16 protein-coding genes and 1 tRNA gene are annotated in these 17,510 nt (G+C 58.5%); 7 read left to right on the top strand and 10 right to left on the bottom strand.

Going from position 1 to position 17,510, the window contains the following annotated elements; all coding sequences use genetic code 11:
• Positions 1-41 precede the first annotated feature (41 nt).
• Positions 42-2,594, bottom strand: coding sequence for a TonB-dependent receptor (locus tag VME63_RS14585; protein ID WP_325434072.1), 2,553 nt, complete (start codon positions 2,592-2,594; stop codon positions 42-44).
• 1,344 nt (positions 2,595-3,938) lie between these two features.
• On the opposite strand from VME63_RS14585, the gene VME63_RS14580 reads away from it, so the two are divergent.
• The 6 genes from VME63_RS14580 to VME63_RS14555 all read left to right on the top strand — a co-directional run bounded on the left by VME63_RS14580 (position 3,939) and on the right by VME63_RS14555 (position 9,944).
• Positions 3,939-4,442 carry a hypothetical protein gene (locus VME63_RS14580; protein ID WP_325434071.1) on the top strand — a complete coding sequence of 168 codons (504 nt, stop codon included), beginning with the start codon at positions 3,939-3,941 and terminating at the stop codon, positions 4,440-4,442.
• A gap of 301 nt (positions 4,443-4,743) precedes the next feature.
• Positions 4,744-5,409 (top strand): hypothetical protein, encoded by a 666-nt coding sequence (locus VME63_RS14575; protein WP_325434070.1) that lies wholly within the window; start codon positions 4,744-4,746, stop codon positions 5,407-5,409.
• 1,847 nt (positions 5,410-7,256) lie between these two features.
• On the top strand, positions 7,257-7,622 hold the full coding sequence (locus tag VME63_RS14570; RefSeq protein ID WP_325434069.1) for a lysozyme inhibitor LprI family protein: 366 nt from the start codon (positions 7,257-7,259) through the stop codon (positions 7,620-7,622).
• Between the two features lie 526 nt (positions 7,623-8,148).
• The gene (locus VME63_RS14565; RefSeq protein WP_325434068.1) at positions 8,149-8,745 is read left to right on the top strand and encodes a hypothetical protein; all 597 of its coding nucleotides are present in this window, start codon (positions 8,149-8,151) and stop codon (positions 8,743-8,745) included.
• Positions 8,746-8,891: 146 nt separating this feature from the next.
• Positions 8,892-9,392 carry a hypothetical protein gene (locus VME63_RS14560; RefSeq protein ID WP_325434067.1) on the top strand — a complete coding sequence of 167 codons (501 nt, stop codon included), beginning with the start codon at positions 8,892-8,894 and terminating at the stop codon, positions 9,390-9,392.
• 27 nt (positions 9,393-9,419) lie between these two features.
• Complete coding sequence (locus VME63_RS14555; protein ID WP_325434066.1) at positions 9,420-9,944, top strand: hypothetical protein; 525 nt, start codon at positions 9,420-9,422, stop codon at positions 9,942-9,944.
• 211 nt (positions 9,945-10,155) lie between these two features.
• On the opposite strand, the gene VME63_RS14550 is transcribed toward VME63_RS14555, so the two are convergent.
• The 3 genes from VME63_RS14550 to VME63_RS14540 all read right to left on the bottom strand — a co-directional run bounded on the left by VME63_RS14550 (position 10,156) and on the right by VME63_RS14540 (position 11,391).
• On the bottom strand, positions 10,156-10,446 hold the full coding sequence (locus VME63_RS14550) for a tyrosine-type recombinase/integrase (protein ID WP_325434146.1): 291 nt from the start codon (positions 10,444-10,446) through the stop codon (positions 10,156-10,158).
• A 250-nt stretch (positions 10,447-10,696) separates the two neighbouring features.
• Positions 10,697-10,782 (bottom strand) — tRNA-Leu (locus VME63_RS14545).
• Positions 10,783-10,809: 27 nt separating this feature from the next.
• Positions 10,810-11,391, bottom strand: coding sequence for a cysteine dioxygenase family protein (locus VME63_RS14540; protein WP_325434065.1), 582 nt, complete (start codon positions 11,389-11,391; stop codon positions 10,810-10,812).
• 136 nt (positions 11,392-11,527) lie between these two features.
• On the opposite strand from VME63_RS14540, the gene VME63_RS14535 reads away from it, so the two are divergent.
• Complete coding sequence (locus VME63_RS14535; protein ID WP_325434064.1) at positions 11,528-11,836, top strand: hypothetical protein; 309 nt, start codon at positions 11,528-11,530, stop codon at positions 11,834-11,836.
• 24 nt (positions 11,837-11,860) lie between these two features.
• On the opposite strand, the gene metX is transcribed toward VME63_RS14535, so the two are convergent.
• From metX to ccmE, 6 genes are read right to left on the bottom strand one after another with little or no spacing between them, the layout of a single operon-like run.
• Positions 11,861-12,961 (bottom strand): homoserine O-acetyltransferase MetX, encoded by a 1,101-nt coding sequence (gene metX / locus VME63_RS14530; protein WP_325434063.1) that lies wholly within the window; start codon positions 12,959-12,961, stop codon positions 11,861-11,863.
• A 9-nt stretch (positions 12,962-12,970) separates the two neighbouring features.
• Positions 12,971-14,029 carry a tetratricopeptide repeat protein gene (locus VME63_RS14525; protein ID WP_325434062.1) on the bottom strand — a complete coding sequence of 353 codons (1,059 nt, stop codon included), beginning with the start codon at positions 14,027-14,029 and terminating at the stop codon, positions 12,971-12,973.
• Positions 14,026-14,430, bottom strand: coding sequence for a cytochrome c-type biogenesis protein (locus VME63_RS14520; RefSeq protein WP_325434145.1), 405 nt, complete (start codon positions 14,428-14,430; stop codon positions 14,026-14,028). Before VME63_RS14520 ends, VME63_RS14525 begins: the two co-directional genes overlap by 4 nt.
• 38 nt (positions 14,431-14,468) lie before the next feature.
• The gene (locus VME63_RS14515; protein ID WP_325434061.1) at positions 14,469-15,011 is read right to left on the bottom strand and encodes a DsbE family thiol:disulfide interchange protein; all 543 of its coding nucleotides are present in this window, start codon (positions 15,009-15,011) and stop codon (positions 14,469-14,471) included.
• Positions 15,012-15,014: 3 nt separating this feature from the next.
• Complete coding sequence (locus VME63_RS14510) at positions 15,015-16,982, bottom strand: heme lyase CcmF/NrfE family subunit (RefSeq protein ID WP_325434060.1); 1,968 nt, start codon at positions 16,980-16,982, stop codon at positions 15,015-15,017.
• Positions 16,979-17,449 carry a cytochrome c maturation protein CcmE gene (ccmE, locus tag VME63_RS14505; protein ID WP_325434059.1) on the bottom strand — a complete coding sequence of 157 codons (471 nt, stop codon included), beginning with the start codon at positions 17,447-17,449 and terminating at the stop codon, positions 16,979-16,981. Before ccmE ends, VME63_RS14510 begins: the two co-directional genes overlap by 4 nt.
• Positions 17,450-17,510 lie beyond the last annotated feature (61 nt).

The raw sequence follows: 17,510 nt of genomic DNA, 5'->3' as shown, positions 1-17,510 counted from the left end.
CCCTGCCGATGCCTTTTGCGATGTGGAAACCGCGCCCGGCGTCAGAATTGATAGGCGAGGCGCAGGTAGTAATACCCGCCGTCATAGCCGACCTGCGAACTCTGGGTGTCGTACAACTGACCTTCCAGCGCGGTGACGTAAGGGATCTTGGACGGATACCGGTCGAATGCGTTGTTCGCACCCAACGCCACCTGCAGTTGCTTGGTCACGTTGTAGCGGACCTCGAAATCGGTGGTGTAGATGGCCGCATTGCGCCACGGGTAGAAGGTATCCGGCACCACCGAATCGGGGCCGACGATGTAGGAAAGTTGATCGGTGGTAGCGCCCCAACGCGTTTCATGTACGGTCACGCCCCACTTGCCCTGGTGCCAGGTACCGCCGACGATCACCTTGCTCTTGGGCGTGGTCGAGGTGAGATAGTCGATCTGCTGCGCGTTGAGGATGGGCTCGCCGTTCTCCGTCACCAGGTGCGTCAGGCGGGTCGTATTGAGGTTGGCCGACAGATCCCAGTCCACCTTGCCGAAGGAACCGTAATCGGTGTGGTAGACGCTGGTCAGGTCGAGTCCGCGCGTGCGCGTGTTCGCGCCGTTGGTGAAGTACCACACGCTGGCGAGCCCCGTATCCGGATTGGCCTGCGCGGCGGCCACGACATACGGCGGCACGGGGAAGCCTGCGGCCGTCATCGCATCGACGGCGGGCAGGCCGTACACGGTGCCGCCTGCGACGATGCGATTGCGGATATTGATCTGGTATGCATCCGCCGTGATGTTGAGGTTGTCCAGCGGATTCAGCACCAGGCCCAGGTTGAGGTTGGTGGCTTTTTCCGGTTTGAGCGGTTGCGCACCTAGCGCGGCGGCGCCGGCCGAGTCGGAAGGCAACTGCGCCGACGCGCTGTCGGGCGTTACGGCGAGCGAAGAGAAATGTTCTTCGGCCAAGGAAGGCGCATGGAAGCCAGTACTGGCGCTGGCGCGCAGCGCGATCTGCGGCGTGAAGTCGTAGCGCGTGGAGACCTTGGCGTTTCGGGTATTTCCAGCATCGCTGTAATGCTCGTAGCGCCCTGCGACATCCGTCTGCCACTTGTCGGTGATGTGCGTGGACAGGTCGATGTAAGCCGCTGTCACGTTGCGCGACCATTGGCCGGAGTTGTATGGATTGAAGCCGGCCTCCGACGATGCGCCGCCATCTTCATAGGAAGACGGGTCGCCGGGCTGGATCTGGAACGTGTCGCGCCGCGCTTCGAAACCAAAGGCGAAATTCAAGGGCGCGGCGAATGCGGAAACCTGGAACGGCCGCGTGAAGTCGAGGTTGCCGGTGAGCTGCGAGTTGCTGGTGGCGCCAATGCCGAACGAGGTGGGCGAGTCCGTCAGCGATGGATTGACCGAATGGACCAGCCCAAGGTTGTCGCGATCGCCGCCGTAGGTGGTGCTGAGGTCCACGCTCCAGCCAAAGAAGTTGTCGTCCATGACGCCGCCGGTAATCGAGTAGTCGTTTTCGTCGATGGTGAAAATGGGCACGAAGCCGTTCGGGTAAACCTCCGGATCGACATAAGGCGGGCGATAGTTCTCGTAGGATTCGGCGTAGCGATGCCCGAACGTACCGAAGGCGTAGGCTTCGACATTGTCGGTAAAGTCGTAGCCGGCATTGAATCCGAACAATTGGCGAGTGCTTGCCGTATCGCTCGACCAGGGGTTTTTGTAGGCCGGCCCGACCGGGTAGGGCGGCGAGTAGCCGTTTGCGTTTACATACGCAATGGCTGCGGGTGTGTTTTCGCCGTACAGACCGTCGGCATAGTCCGGTCCAGTGCGTATCGCGTGGTTGATGCGATCGTATTCGGCGCTCAGATCAAGGTATCCGTTGCCGCCCAGGCTGAGGCCCACGCTGGCAGTCTCGGTGTTCTTGAAGCCGTCGCCCTTGTAGGTCTGCCCGCTGGTGCTGGACACCGTGCCGCCGCTGGCCTTGGTCTTGAGGATGATGTTGACGACGCCGGCGATCGCATCTGAACCGTACTGCGCCGCTGCGCCGTCGCGCAGGATTTCGATGTGATCGATCAGGTCGGTGGGAATCATGTCGATGTCCACACCGGTCGAGCCCTGATCGAGGCCCGGATCCTGCACGATGTTCGCCGAGCCGTGACGGCGCTTGCCGTTGACCAGCACCAATACGTGGTCGGGGCTCAGGCCATCGAGCTGAAGTTCGTCGGTAAATTCCGCGTTGTCCGCGCCGTAGCTCGTATGCGAAATCGACGGCGAGAGCTGGACGAGCGCATCGCGCAGATTGGCCTGGCCGGTGGATTGCAATGTGGCGCCACTGATCACAGTCACCGGGGTGGTGCTTTGACCTACCGTCGTTTCAAAGCGCCCTCCGGTGACGACGACTGCATCAAGCTGGGATGCGTTGGCGGGGTTGGGCGGCGTGCTCGACGTCGTGTTCGTGTTTGTATTCGTATTGGTGGAAGTGGCGGTGTTGGAAGAAGTGCTTGTAGCGGCGGACGTGTCGTCGGCCCAGGCCGGTGGTGTAGCCGCCGTGGCGAGGTTCATGGAGAGTACGGACAGCACTGCGGCGGCGAGCGAGCAACGAGTAAGACGTACTTTCATGGGTGATCCCCCGATCAAAGAGTTGCGGCAAAAGGGCGCCCTCCAATGGACTTGGCTTTTTCGATTCCTTCTTTGGGTGCGTCGATGAACAGCTTGCTTGGCCGGAATCCCCCCCCTCAGGGGCCGGCAAAGTCAGGCTACATGCCAATATTGCAGTGCGTCAATAACTTGGACGATTTTGTGGGGGATTTGTCACAAGCAGGTCATTTTGCTTATTTTTGGGCTTGTTTGGTGCAATGCGCCAATTTCTTCTATCGTAAATATTATTCATATAAAACAATAATTTATAATTAAATAAAATACGTAATGTCCTAAATGGTGAAACCGTTGCCACAAAATGATGCGTTGAACATCCTGGCATGCTGCATGGCCGCATATTTCATTGACGGGCTGTTGAGAAACACCCATCGACCAGTTTCCAAATAGGCGCACGCTTCCTCACGTTGGCGAGGGATTCCACCACTCACCGATGCCGCCGAACCGGATCAGGTTGTACGCAGCGAAGTTCCAGTTCACCCACGCGCTGATCTTCGTTATTTCGCTTGACTCACAAATGCGATGGTCGCTGCTGGTTTCGATAGGCTGGAACTTCGGGTCTGCCTAGCGCCGAACACCCTGTTGCTGCGCCGGTGCCCGTCTGGGGCGGGTGAGCTGATCTAAACTCGCCCTAAGGTCCGCTTCCGCATCCCATAGCGGACAAGCCGACGCCAATCATGGAGATGAGTAGTTGAGGGAAAATATGGATAAGAGTTATACGGCATCTTGGGGATCTCGAATTTGCCTACTGTTGTTCGTTGCGCCTGGAATAGGCATGTTCTTTTGGGTAGGCCTTGCAATATTTGAAAGTCGCAACGTACTTGTTGGCCTCACATTTGAAGTGGCCGCGGTTCTCCTATCAATATGGTTGATATTCATGCTCACCACACGCGTCGACATGAATGATCGTTCGATTGTTCGATCCTGGCTGTTTGGCCACAAGATGGTGCCAATAGCGGACATCACGAAGCTCCAATGGGGTGGAGCGCGCGGTCAAACTATCTTGACTATCATGTATGGCAAGAGGCGATTTGTCGGGCTCTCAAGCATCGTCGTTTCAAGAGAAAATCTGCATCGGGATGCAAAAAGATATTCTGGCGTTGCGTGGGCTGGAGGGTGAGTCGCTCTGGCCGCCAATGGCGCCTTATGTCGATATCGAGAAGATGACGGAACTTAAACACCGAAATCCGGAAATTGGGTAGAGTCCGCTTCCGACCCAGAGCGATTCTCAGCGGAACAAGATTGATCAGAGGTAGATAGCCAAGCATCAGCATCTCGAGAAAGCAATGAACGACAGGGGGAAAGGAAATGACCGATGACACCAAAATGGTCGTCACCGCGCGAAAGCGGTTGTCAGACATCGATACAGATACGCTCAAGGAGATGTGGTCTGCGGAAGGCAGGACCGAATGGGCGGAAGAAGCACTACGTCTCGAATTGATTGAACGAGGTGCGAACACGCACCAACTCGATGCCGTTGCAGCGCGCCGTGCGGAGATTGCCGCTAACGCACCTCCCGAGGTTCGCGGGACGCTTTGGAACTATGGTGTTGTCGGGCGCCTCCTTACATTTGCCAGCGCCATACTATGGCTCCTTGTCGCTCAATCCCTGCACGCCTCAAGCGCATGGGTGATCACCGGCATCGTTGCTATAATAGGTGTCTACGTCTACGTGCTAACCAGTCGCACGATCTCCCATAGACGGCATGCGATTGCGGGGGCGGCAAGCTTTGCCATGTATTGGCAACTTGGCGAAGCGTGGCTTATTTTGCTCATTGCCGTCATTTCTGCTTGCTTCATTTATGCGGGATGAAAGCCGTGGACATCGACGATCGGTATTATGAATGTCCGCTTCCACCGAGACTGTGTGAAAACACAAAGTGGAAATTTTCAATGCGCAGTTCTTGATCAAAATCGGCGACCTAGGTGCGATTCTGACCAACTTGAGGTAAGCAACTCGGTCAGATTTCGCGTAGGAGGCACATCGTCAGTGGTGAACTTGCGTTTTCACACAGCCTGGACCCGGAGCGGTCGCTTTCGGTAAGCATTGCCTGAAAAACATCATGAACTTGAGGTTGACCATGCTTACCCAGGGGAAATTCGCAAGGTTCAGAATGAGATTACTGACCTTTTTCTGCCTCTCATTGGCATCGGGTACTTTATATGCCGATGAGCCAGCGCTTTTTGTGTCGAGTCAATTCAACGCAGCCATGATCGCAGAAGCGGTCAATTACTACGTTTTGATAGGCGAAGACAGAGCCAAGGTGGAGCTCGAAGCACTCTCACCACTTGAAGCATACAGTCCAATTTCTTATACGCACGCACTGACCAACGTGGAGGTTGCGGAAAGGATTAGTTGGGTATGTACGATCTTATGGCAGGGGAAATCCCAGCTCCCTCCTGGTTATGGAGGACTTTGGGACGTGGAAGGTCGATTTGGCGATTCGCGTCTTTGGCCGCTATACCCCGTCGTACAGTCCGGCTCTTCTTATTTTGTATTGAGCACGAGCTACGTTATAGCCGGCGTTGCCGAGCGACCACGTGACTATCTTCGTCGTTGCGAAGGACGCGGTCCTTTCAGAACTGAACCTGTCCCCGTGCCATCTCGCTCGCAAGCAGAAAGGGAGTTACGGCAATTGCGCAATTCTTCCGAATGGATGTCTGCGTGGGCAGGCCTGCGGCCTGGAGAAAAGTCCAGCACGGAGTCGAGCGTCTGGAATTTCCTGTGGAACCAAGCTGAGGGCATCTCGGATAGAGGGGCGATTTTAGGCCATCATTAGTTTGACGAGGCGACCGCTTCCGACCCAGAGCGGACATTCCCATCACCTACCATCAATACCAGGACAAATCATAAGGTGAGCTGATGTACTCAAAATACTGGCTCCAACTGCGTACCTGGTCGTACGCATCGTGGGGAGTTCTCATCCTTGGGCTTGGGATTGTTTTACTGATATCAGAGTCCCGCTTCGCCTCCATCGGCGACTACGTCGGCCTGTGCTGGTTCATAGTCTTTGCATACACACGATTGGTCGTAGTGCTCTTCCGATGCCCAAGATGTGCAAAACTTTTTTTCGTGGTCAAGGGTCGAGGTTTCAATACATACACCCAAAAATGTCGGCATTGTGGGTTGCAAAAATGGGCTCCCGATCCTCGTTGAATTATTTTGATCAGAGCACGCGCACGTCTTGTTGAGCGCAAGGTTTATGCCAATGTTCGTGGCTGCTTCCGACCCAAAACAGACGTTGCTCCTTGATCGGAGTCCAAACAAAGATCGCAAGGTTGCATCCAATGCCAATACTTCTGCATTCGCGCTTGATCAATGCGGCCGCCAAGCTGCCCTTAGCCCTCTAGGCTGCATGCAGAAGGGGCGATCGAGAACGTGGCTTGATGACCGCAGTTGGTGGATAGGGGTTGTCGAGTTTCAGCCGTCCGCGTGGGCTAGAGGGAGCTACCTAAACGTTGGAGCGTGTTGGCTTTGGTATGAAAAGGAATACCTGTCATTCGATGACGGGCATCGGGTGGAGAGCTTTCAATCATTCGCAAGCGATGAGCAGTTCGCATCAGTTGCGGAAAAGCTGGCGCAGCGGGCCAGTCAAGAGGTAATGACCCTGCGTCAGCGCTTTCCATCTTTTGCGCATGTGCAGGCCTGGCTCGCTGCGAAGTCACCCACCTCAATATGCATCACTACCATTTGGCTGTATCGGCAGGTATGGCCGGAGCAATTGATCAGAGCAAGAGATCTTTCACTAGTGTCATGACTGATCCGGAGGAGAGGTCTTGGGCTGTTGACATTAAGCGGCGCGCCGCCGAATTCATGCGTTGCCTGGAACTTGGAAACGGGTTTGAGGCAGAGGTCATGGATACAGTTGAACGAGCGAGGAGCTTGCTGGGCCTTTCAGCCCTCCGAGAGGAAAATCAGGCGCATTCCGAGTAGGGTGGAGGGTCTCATAGGGGCCGCTTCCGACCCATAGCGGACGCTACCAATCAGTAATCAATCCGCCAGATGTCGGTTTAAAAGGGAGGGGCGCGTGACAAGACATTTTGTTACATTTGCTGGGAGCATGATCTTCATGGCGACTGCGTCAGCTACTGGTGGCACGTCGCCGCCGCAACTAGACAAGGGCGGTGTAGTGGTCGTTGCTACGCCGTCATTGGACGCACAAGGAACGTTGCATGTGATCGGTAGCGTCATTAATTCGAGTCAGAAAAGATGGCTTATTGTTCGCTTTACCTGTTCTAGCGACAACAGCGGGACCGACGGGTTGCCATCCCAGTCATTTGATTTGACTATTCGTTTCCAAACACCTATTGAGCCTGGAAGTCGACGTCATTTTGATGTGCAACCCGACCTAACGACAGATCGGCGACGCCTGCACGATGCAGTTGTGAATTACCCGCAGGCATATTGGTGGGTATGTAGTGAAACGACGGGTGACGATACTGATCACCACACATTCAAGATCACTCCTCATGTGGTTCCACCGCCTATGCTACCCGTCCCATAAGGCCCGCTTTCGACCCATAGCGGATATGATCGAAGTAAGCAAAGAAGGTCAATAGTCATTCTTGGAGGTTCACGGTGGTCGTTAGTAGGAACCGATCCCGCTTGGTAAATGTTTCGGCGCGCTTGGCGTCGTTACTGATCGTTACCTTTTCTTTTCAGGCAGTGGCTCAGGGCAACGTCTGTCATAACGACGGTTCCGGTCGCGACGCCTATATCTGCGCCGCCCAAGAAACTCGGGCAGCTGATACCGAGCTCAATGCGGCTTATCAGCATGCCCTAAGTCAGCTTGACGGTAGTGACAATCTTAGGGCGGCAAGGGCGTCCCTGATCGAGTCAGAGCGCGCTTGGATCAAGTTCAGAGATGCGGATTGCGATGTTCAGGCCAACATCTTCAAGGGTGGATCGATGGACGGCGCGATGGTTGAGGCGTGCAAAAAGTCGCTGATAGAACAGCGAACGAAAGAGTTGAAAGCGATCTGGCTTCCATAGGTCAGTATTGTCCGCTTCCGACCCGAAGCAGACGTTCTTCATTTCCTACTAACATTCGGAGATCGGTATGGACGGCCTGGAGTTCGAGCTAGAGGGCGTCTTGGATGGTGGCCTCTTAACTGGGCGAAACGGTGCCGTGCAGCTTCCGGTGGGGGCATTGTTCGATCGCGTAGTTAAAGAGTGAATCTGCGAAAACGGCCCCCACGAACTCGTCGAATCCATCTCGGTGCAGATCGTCGCCCGCGAAGTTGAAATCTGGCGCAAGTCGGCGCCATTTGCTTTCGCCTGACATTCGGCGGGCCTTCGGGTCGATGGTTTGGGGACAGCCAGGCTCAATGTTCTGCTGCAATCGAGAGTCGGGCACGAAGTCGTGTATCTTCGGAGCTGAAGTCGCAATCCAAATCGGACCTTAGGGCGGGCGACCAGGGACAGCTGTCGGGGATAGGCTGAAGCCTGAGGAGTTCACTTGAGCGCGACGATGAATCAAACCCACACCCCTTTTCAATTGCACGATCGGAACAGAAACATGAAGACACTGACTCCGCTTATCGGCTTCCTACTGGTATCGGCGTGCCAGGCGGCAATGGCTGGCCATGATGGTGGAAAGGAAGCCTCGGCCGCGACAAACGCAGCAAGTGCCGCACCTGCAGCGCAGATGTCCCAGCTTTATCCAAGACTTGGCACCTGGCAGGTCACCATCAGAACCATGCCAAGCAAGAACCTGCCCTCGGGTGGCGTGGACAAGGGCGTTGCGACGATCAAGAAAGGCCCGGGCGGATTTTCCATCGTCCAAGACTTTTGGTCACGCGGCACGGGCGGTTATGCCGTTGGTCAGAGTTACACATGGTGGGATGGTAACGCCAAGGCGTTCAAGAGCGTGTGGTGCGATAACGTACAAGGTTGCACGGAGTTTACAACCGAAATCGATGGCAACTCATGGACGGTGGAATTGGATGGTGAGGCCAACGGCGAGAATGTCCACACCACGATTCGTGCCACCATGAGTCCGAATCACAATGCCATCCACGAGGAGGTTGCGAATTCTTATAACGGAAGCCCCGCGAAGACGGAAACAATCAGCGAATATAAGCGCGTTATGTACGGCGCAGCTCAAACACCGTAATGGTCTGGATTCTGGGCTCTTGGTTGTTTCGCGTAACGTATTGACCGTTGGATTTGCTTTGGCTGCAAGATTGCCGTGGGTATTTCGGCTCCGGCTCAGACGCTGCAGTGGCAGAGTCGAGTTCGCTTATTGGGGCAATAAACTTAATGTCCGCAGCCCAGAGCAGACCTAAAGACATGTTGTCAGGGATATCTATGCGGCAATCGATGATGTTATGTGCTGGAATGGCGTTTTTCTTAGGTGGCTGTGCAACAGTTAGTGTCACGACAAGCCGCCAAGATGAAATATTGGTTTGCGATGGAACATGGGAGCAAAACAGTATGTTTGGTCATACTTCTGCGAACCATCGTATCTTCATCTATCCGAATCCGGATGCCAAAAAAATTAAAATTGAGACCTTTGACCACGTCGAAGGAGTTTGTTTTACTGAGGAGAATGCGACGTGCAAGACCTCACTCAAGGGTAAAACGCTGGAAGTTACTTCCACGTTTCCAAAGTTAGTTGGATCACAAACATTTACCTTCAACGCAGACACTGCACATGCTTCTTTGGCGCAGGTGGCCTTGATGGCGGCCAGGTGTTTTCCGGTACGTGCCGGCGTAAAACTGATTGATTGCATCTGGGTTGACGGCATGTCTGCAACCTAAAGCAGACCTTACATCCAGGGGGTAGAGATGACACCGAAACACTTTGTTGCTGTATGCCTTAGGCTGTTCGCGCTATGGCTGATAATCAGTGGATTGCAACTTTTCTTCATTGCGACAGCGCTTAAGACCTTTAACACCGAGCTAGGAAGCAGCCCGATCTGGATGTTCGCGGTGATCTGGTCGGTCATTTTACTGATCGCATTCATCTTATGGATCTTTAGCGCACCCCTGGCTACAGGGCTGCTATCGGGAGTCCCGCGTCCGCAGGCATCTTCACTCTCGTTGGGCGACATCATCGTTGCTGGCTGCGTTCTGCTGGGACTTTGGTGGCTTAAAGAGGCACTCATTCCCTTCTTGAACCTTTGGTTCAAAGCCGTAGCGCTATCTAGCGATGGCCAGTCTGTATTCGCATCGTTTGGCCCGACGGGCAAGATAAGTATGACTTTGTATCTCGTTGAGATGATTGCAGGCTGCTTCTTCGTCAGCCGTCCTTTCGATATTGCCAGATGGGTTATTCGGCGAGGGGCTGCTCTTCAAGCCGAAGCTGGCTAATGGGGGCATTGGCAGCAAAAACGGCGGACTTATAAAGGTTGGCGAAAAAAGGGGTTGTGTTCACCTATTGAGGTTGCGAACCTAATGTTCGTTTCCAACCTGGCGTAGACATGGCTGTTGCCCAGTTTGTGCATACGATAATTGCGCTTCGGGATGCGCAGAGGGTTGGGCAAAACTACAGATCAGGATAGACGCGCCCGAAAGCAGACAGCTAGCCTGTTTTCCGAAACGGAATGACGCTGGCGCCGTTTTTCAGTCCATCCAGATAGTCCGCCCACGCCTGCATCATGCGAGTGCGCTCATCCAGGTATTGCGCGGCGTTCGTATATGCTGCCCGGACTTTATTCGATTCGGCCTGAGCTAGTTGGCGCTCGATTGCATCGGCGTTCCAGCCCATCTCGTTCAATCGCGAAGCGGCCATGCTTCGGAAGCCGTGGCTGGTCATTTCATCCTTTGGGTAACCCAGGCGCCGTAGAGCACCATCGACTGTGTTTTCTAACATAGCGCGGCTATCTGTGAGCACGTCGAGGTATCCGCAGTTCCTGTGTGCATTGAAACCCGCGCATTGGGGGTATCAGCAAATTCTTGCGGAGCCTAACCTGAGCAAGTACCCCCGTAAATACCCCCATGTACCCTGAGCTTGGTCGCTCTTTGGTGATATTCGATGAGATGCTTCAGATACGAAAAAACCCGCATTTACGCGGGTTTTTCAGTGTTTCGGAGCTTTGTTGAGACTGCTTGAAACACACTGTTGGTACCGGTGATAGGACTCGAACCTACACGACATCGCTGCCAGTGGATTTTGAGTCCACCGCGTCTACCATTCCGCCACACCGGCAGGGAACGAACGACCATTATGCCGGGTTTAGTTGACCGGGTCGAGACTCAGTTGGCGGTCGGAGCGTTCGTACCAGTGGTCCTGGCCCTTGGGCTGGAAGACGGCGCAGTGGGTCATGTTGCCCGAGTAGATGTGCAGGCTCACCGCCACGGTGTCGTCGCTGGGGTTGCGGATGGTGTGGTATTCGTGGGGCGGGATCAGGCTGCCGGCGGAGCCGGGGCCGGCCTGGATGGAGCCGACCGGCTGGAAGCGGAACATTTCGCCCTGGTCGGCCAGGCGCTCGTACTGCACCACTTCCAGGGCGCCGCTCCAGACGCCCTCGACGCACCACATGCCGCAGTGATCGTGGATGGGGGTGCCCTGGCCGGGGCCCCAGGTCATGGCCACCACGCAGTAGCCGTATTCGTCGCTGTGGTACAGCTCGCGGCGGGCGTAGCGGTCCTGGGCGGTCTCGAACACGCAGTCGGGCAGGATGATTTCCCTGCTGCGGATCAGCTTGCACAGGCTGTTGCGCAGGCTGTCGGTGATGGCGGGCGTGGAGCCTTGGCTGACGGCCTCATCGATCGCGTGGATCAGCTTTTGCGCGCCGGGAAATTCCGTGGTGAGCATGGACGGTCTCGGTGAATCGGGGTCTTACGCGGACCCTTATTGGAATACAAACTGGCTGAAGCCTGGATAAGGCGTCTCTGCTAGCCTTCTTACGATCGATACCTGATCGAGCCCGGAGGGGGAGTCCATGGGTGCAATGGTGATTGTAGCTTACCGGCCCAAGCCGGGGTGCGAGGCCAAGCTGGAGGCGCTGGTGCGCGAGCACGTACCGTGCCTGCGCGCCCTGGGCCTGGTCACGGACCGGGCCGCGCAGGCCATGCGCGCCAAGGACGGCACGGTCGTGGAGGTGTTCGAGTGGCAGGACGGGGCGATCGAGGCGGCGCACTCCAGCCCCCGCGTGGTGGAGTTGTGGGAGCGTTTCGCCAGCGTGTGCGACTATGTGCCGCTGCGCGAATTGCCGGAAGCGGAAACGTTGTTCGCCGGATTCGAGCCGATCGCCCTATAGCGGCGCCGGCAGGGCCACCATGCGTTACAGCCGCGCCAGGAAACCGCCGATGGCGCGGCTGTAGTTGTCGATATCCACCAGAAACGCATCGTGTCCTTGCGGCGAGTCGAGTGCGACGAATTCCACCTGCGCGCCGGCCGCTTGCAGTCCTTCGGCGATCTGCTGCTGCTGTTGGAGCGGAAACAGGATATCGGTGCTTACGCCGATCACCATCGCCTGTTCGATGCGGATGCGCTGCAAGCCTTCCATCACGCTGCCGTTGCCGTACTCGCCGATGTCGAACCAGTCGCTGGCGCGCGAAAGATACAGATAGCAGTTGGGGTCGAAGGTGCGCACGAAGCGGCGAGCATGGCCTTCCAGATACGACTCCACCTGGAATTCGAAGCCGAACGGCTCGTCTTCGCGCTGCTCGGCCTCGAGCCGGATGCGCGCGAAGCGGCCGTTCCATTCCATGGCCGAGCGGTAGGTGATCACACCGAGCTTGCGCGCGATGCTCATGCCGATGTCCGGATAATGCGTGGCGTCGTAGCGGCCTTCGTTCCAGTGCGGATCGAGGCGGATCGCCTCGCGCTGCAGCGAGCGGATCGCAATGGCGAACGGCTGCGCCTGCGGCGCGGTGTCGACGCTGATGTGCGTGCGCACGCTGCCCGGATGCAAGAGCATGTAGGCCAGCGCGGTCATGCCGCCCATGGAGCAGCCGATCAGGCAGGCGAGCCGCTCGATGCCCAGGTGCGCGACCATGCCGTGCGCGGCGTTGGCCACGTCTTCCAGCGAGAGGTCGGGAAAGCTCAGCCGATAGGCCTCGCCCGTCGCCGGATCGATCGACGCCGGGCAGGTGGAGCCCTTGTCGCTGCCTAGCGAATTCATGCAGATCACGAACCAGCGTGTGGTATCGATGGCCTTGCCAGGGCCGAGCATGTCCTCCCACCAGCCCGCGCTGGGGTCTTGTGCGTTGGAGGCTGCGTGGGCGCTGGGGGAAAGTCCGGTGAAAATCAGCACCGCGTTGTCGCGTGCCGCGTTCAGCGTGCCCCAGGTTTCGAAGGCGACGTGCGCACCGTGCAACGCGCCGCCGCGCTTCATCGCGAACGGCGAGACTAGCTTGAAATACTGGCGCGCATCGCTCATGACCCTTCCTTAGTGCACTTTGTCGATCAGGATGCTGACGGGGGTCTTGCTGTCGACCGCCACGACGCCGGCATCGCCTTCCAGATCGCCTGGCCGGGCGACGGCCTGGCCACTATGACTGATGCGCGCGCCGACGAAAACACGCGGCACGGACGACAGTTTCATCGACGGCAGCATACTCATCGCATCGGTCAGGGTGACGGTGGCGGGCAGTTGGCTTGCGCTCAAGCGGGCCACGGCCAGCGGCATCGGCGGGCCGCTTGGGGCGCGCGCGTAGACGAACAGCGAGTCGCCGGTGGCGAGTTTGGCTTTCAGCGCCGGCGCGATGGCAACTTTTACCTGCAGTGCCGCTGCCGGTGCCTGCACGGGGGACGAAGCGCCCGTGCGCGAGGCAGACGCCGGGGTACCCCCTGCGCGCGCATCGGCCAGCGCAATCTGTTGCGCCACCGCTTGCGCGACATTGGAGCCGGGCTGCAGCTGCGGCTGCAGCACACGCCAGGTCGCGGCGGCATCGGCAAAGTGGCCCTGCTGGAAATCGCTGATGCCCAGCAGCCATAGTCCGCGCTGGTTGTCCGGTTCCAGCTTGACCGCCTGTTCCAGCAGCTCGTGGGCGCGGTCTCCGATGCGATGGTCCGGCTGCAGGGCCGCATCGGATTCGGCCCAGCCGACCATCGCGGTCGTATCGTTCGGAGTCACTTGCAGCACGTGGGCGAACGCATCACGCGCTTCGTCCATATGCTGCATTTCGGTGGCGGCCTGGGCGAGCAGCATCCAGCCCTGCACGTCCTTGGGATTGCTGGCCAGATGCGCGCGCAGTTCGTCCAGCGCCTTGTTGATGTCGGTAACCTGCGCCGCTTGCGTGGCGACGCCGTTCAAGGTCGATGGCGTGCCCACCCTCAGGTACAACAGCGCCGTGCCGGCCGGAACGGCCAGCACGATCAGCAGCATCAGGGCGAACACGCCGCGCGGCTGGCCCGATTTGCGGCCGTTGCGAAGCAGGGGAACCAGCAGCAGTGCCAGCGCCACAGCGATCATCACTGCGGCGGCGATGTAGAAAGCGAACTTCACCAATCGTCCCCATTGTCGGCCGGTGCGGCGGGTGTGCCGGTGCGACTGCGCTTGTTGATGGTGTAACCCACCGCAACGCCACCGGCGATCAGGATCAACAGCGGCCCGAACCAGAGCAGCCAGGTGCGCGGGTTGACCGGCGGATCGTAAAGCACGAAGTCGGAGTAGCGGTCTACCAGGTATTGCTTGATCTGCGCGTCGCTCTTGCCTTGCTGCATCAGCTCGAACACCTTGTGGCGCAGGTCGCGCGCGAAATCGGCGTTCGAATCGGCAAGGTCTTCGTCCTGGCAGACCAGGCAGCGCAGTTCGCCGGTGAGATGCTGAAAACGCAATTCCTCGGCGTGATCGCGAAACGGCAACGGATCGATCGCCTGCGCCATCGCCAGGCCGCTGACGACCATGAGCGCCAGCCAGGCCCCCTTGCGCAACAGTCCGCCCATCACGGCGCTTCCTTTTGCAGCGCGTCGATGGCCGGCTTCAATTGCTGTGCGATCACGTCCGGCGTCAGCGGGCCGATGCGCTTGTAGCGGATCACGCCCTTGCTGTCGATCAGGAAGGTTTCCGGTGCGCCATACACGCCGAAATCGATCGCGGTGTGGCCCGATGGGTCGGCAATCACAAGGTCATAGGGATTGCCGTGCTGCGCCAGCCAGGCTTTGGCGTCGGCCGGGTCGTCCTTGTAGTCGTAGCCGATCACCGGAACCCCAAAAGTTTTCGATTCCGCCATCAGAACGGGATGTTCCTCGCCACAGGCGAAGCACCAGCTGGCGAAGACATTGATCAGATACGGCTTGCCCAGCATCGCATCCTTGCTCACCGTTTGCGCGGGGTTGTCCAGCCTGGGCAGCACAAACGCGGGCGCGGGCTTGTTGATGAGCGGCGAGGGTACCGCGGTGGGATCGTGCGAGCTGTTCCACCAGATGCCAAAGCCGAGCAGGCCAGCCAGCAGTACGAAGCCGATGAACGGCAACAGGCGGCCCATGTCTTAAGCCTCCTGCACGGTGGCGGTGATCGTCTGCGCGGCTTCGGCTTCGCGTTTCACGCGGAAACGGCGATCGGCCGCGCTGACGAAGCCGCCCAGCATCATGAACAGGCCGCCGGCCCAGATCCAGCGGATGAACGGTTTGGTATACAGGCGCAATGCCCAAGCGCGTTCCACGTGGTTCGGATCCATCGGCTCGCCCAGCGCGACGTAGAGATCGCGCGTGATACCCGGATCGACCGCCGATTCGGTCTGGACCTGTTCGTGCACATAGGTGCGCTTCTGCGGATGCATCACCGCCACCGGCGCGCCGTTGCGCGTTACCGTAACCACGCCTTGCACGGCTTGCCAATTGGGGCCGGTGGTTTGCGTAACGCCGTCGAAGTGGAATTGATAGCCGCCCACGGTGGCGACCTGTCCGGGCGTCATGCGCACATCGCGGGTTACGCTCAACGATTCGGAAAGCATCACGCCGATCAGGAAAACCGCCACGCCTGCATGGGCCAGCAGCATGCCGGCCATTTCCGCCGGATAGCGGCGTCCGCGCGGCATCTCGCGCCAACGCTTGACGATGTACAGCGCCACGCCCACGCCAACCCACACCGCACTGGCAACGCCCGCAATCGCCTTCAGTTGCCCCTGCACGAAGAAGGCCGCGAGCAAGGCGCAGGCAAGCGCGGCGATCCCCGCACGCACAAGCACCTGCTTGAGTACGGGCGTATCGCTTTTGCCCCAGCGCAAATAAGGCCCGAACGGCAACAACAGGATTACCGGCAGCATCAGCAGCGGAAACAATAGGCCGAAGTAGGGCGGTCCCACCGAAATCTTGCCCAGGTTCAGCGCATCGCCCAGCAGCGGAAACAGCGTGCCCAGCATCACCATGGCCGCGGCGACGGTGAACATCAGGTTGCCGATCAGGATGGCGCTTTCGCGCGACACCAGCGCAAATGCCTTGCCGCCCGCTACTTTCGGCGCGCGTAACGCGTAAAGCAGCAGCGATCCGCCCACCACCACGGCCAGGAAGCCCAGGATGAAGGTGCCACGGCGCGGATCGGAAGCGAACGCATGCACCGAGGTAAGAATGCCCGAGCGAACCAGAAACGTGCCCAGCAGCGACAGCGAGAACGCAAACAGCGACAGCAGAATGGTCCACGCGCGCAGCGATCCACGCTTTTCGGTGACGGCTTGCGCATGGATCAGCGCCACGCCGACCAGCCACGGCATGAAGCTCGCGTTCTCCACCGGATCCCAGAACCACCAGCCGCCCCAGCCCAGTTCGGCATACGACCACCAGCTGCCCGCCACGATGCCGCAGGACAGGAAGGCCCATGCGGCATTGGTCCACGGCCGCGCCCAGCGCACCCATGCCTGTTCCATCGAACCACCCAGCAACGCCGCGATGGAAAACGCGAACGCCACCGAGAAACCCACGTAGCCCATGTACAGCACCGGCGGGTGGAAGGTCATGCCCGGATCCTGCAGCACCGGGTTGAGGTCGGCGCCGTCCGGCGGCATCGGCAACAAACGGCCGAACGGGTTGGACGTGAACAGGATGAAGGCGAGGAAACCGGTGGAAATGATGCCGAGCACGCCGAGTACGCGCGCAAGAAACACCTCCGGCAGCTGGCGGCTGAACAAGGCCAGCGCCACCGTCCACACGTTGAGGATCAATACCCACAACAGCATCGACCCTTCATGCGCGCCCCACACCGCGGCAATGCGGTAATACCAGGGCAACTGCAGGTTGGAATTGTCCGCGACGTACTGCACCGAAAAATCGAAGTGCAGGAACGCCCATACCAGGATCGCGAACGCGAGCGCCACGAACACCGCCTGGCCGCTCGCGGCAGGACGCGCCACGGCCATCAGCGCGCGATTGCCCCGCCATGCGCCCAGCAGCGGCAGCGTGCTCTGCGCGATGGCCAGCAGCAACGCAAGGATAAGTGCCAGTTGACCGAGTTCAGGGGTCATAGCGTGGATTTGTCCTGGCCGGCCGACTCATCGATGTGCTTGCCCTGGTGGGCTTTGGCCATGGCGTCTTTGAGCTCTTTGGGCATGTAGGTTTCATCGTGCTTGGCCAGCACCTCGGTGGCCACGAAGCGCGCGCCCTCCATGTGCCCGGTGGCGATCACCGATTGGTTTTCGCGGAACAGGTCCGGCAGGATGCCGTTGTATTCCACCGGCATCGCGCCGCCGGCATCGACCACGGTGAAGGTGACCTGCAGCGAGTCGCTGCTGTGCTGGATGGAGCCTGCCTTCACCATGCCGCCGAGACGGAAATTTTTGTAGTGCGCGGCATCCCCCGCCTGCACCTGCGAGGGGGTGAACAGGTAGTTCATGTTCTGCTGCAGCGCATACACCACCAGCGCCGCCGCCACGATCACGGCAACCAGTACGGCGATGACGATGGTGAGCCTGCGTTGACGTGTCGGGTTCATAAAGAAATAAGTGCCGGTCGAAGGCCGTTAGGGATGCTCTGATCAATGCTTCGCAGGTGTC

Source organism: Dyella sp., from assembly GCF_035503745.1.
In the GTDB taxonomy this organism is placed as follows: domain Bacteria; phylum Pseudomonadota; class Gammaproteobacteria; order Xanthomonadales; family Rhodanobacteraceae; genus Dyella_B.
This window is presented reverse-complemented; position numbering and strand designations above follow the sequence as displayed.